The sequence below is a fragment of the Vibrio sp. 1288 genome, from assembly GCF_033344475.1.
In genome coordinates this window covers 1-646 of sequence record NZ_JAWPOX010000649.1, presented here as the reverse complement: position 1 = coordinate 646, position 646 = coordinate 1, and the positions used below count along the sequence as shown (strand labels likewise).

The window sequence follows — 646 nt, the reverse complement described above, 5'->3', positions numbered from 1 at the left end:
TGCATAACCACGGCACTATTCAAATTGGTGATACTTTCACGCAAGGTGAGTCACTGAAGTTCTCTGGTATTCCAAACTTTGCGCCTGAATTGTTCCGTCGTATTCGTTTGAAAGATCCATTGAAGCAGAAGCAGCTACTAAAAGGCTTGGTTCAGCTTTCTGAAGAAGGTGCGGTACAGGTATTCCGTCCACTGCAAAACAACGATCTGATCGTTGGTGCGGTAGGTGTGCTTCAGTTTGACGTGGTTGTGGCTCGCTTGAAGTCAGAATACAACGTTGAAGCAATCTACGAAGGCGTTAACGTAGCGACTGCTCGTTGGGTTGAGTGTGGCGATGCGAAGAAACTGGATGTGTTCCAGCGTAAAAACCAAGCGAACTTAGCATTGGATGGTGGTGACAACCTAACGTACATTGCCCCAACTATGGTTAACTTGAACCTTGCAAAAGAACGCTTCCCAGACGTTGAATTCCGTGCGACTCGCGAGCACTAATCAACCGCCGCGTTAAAGCAACTAGATTTTAAATCGCCCTTGGCTATAGACTTAGTCAAGGGCGTTTTTATATAAGGAAGAAAAATGAACTGGTTCAAACGTGGGTTAAAGCGTTACGACGATTGGTGTAAACAAATGGGATTAACGCCCGATCA

At 45.7% G+C, this 646-nt stretch carries 2 pseudogenes; both read left to right on the top strand.

The features are described 5' to 3' along the window. Positions 1 to 491 (top strand): annotated as a pseudogene (gene prfC / locus R8O11_RS28550) (peptide chain release factor 3); the annotation flags it as partial. Between the two features lie 84 nt (positions 492 to 575). Beyond that, positions 576 to 646: pseudogene (locus R8O11_RS28545) on the top strand (DUF5363 family protein); the annotation flags it as partial.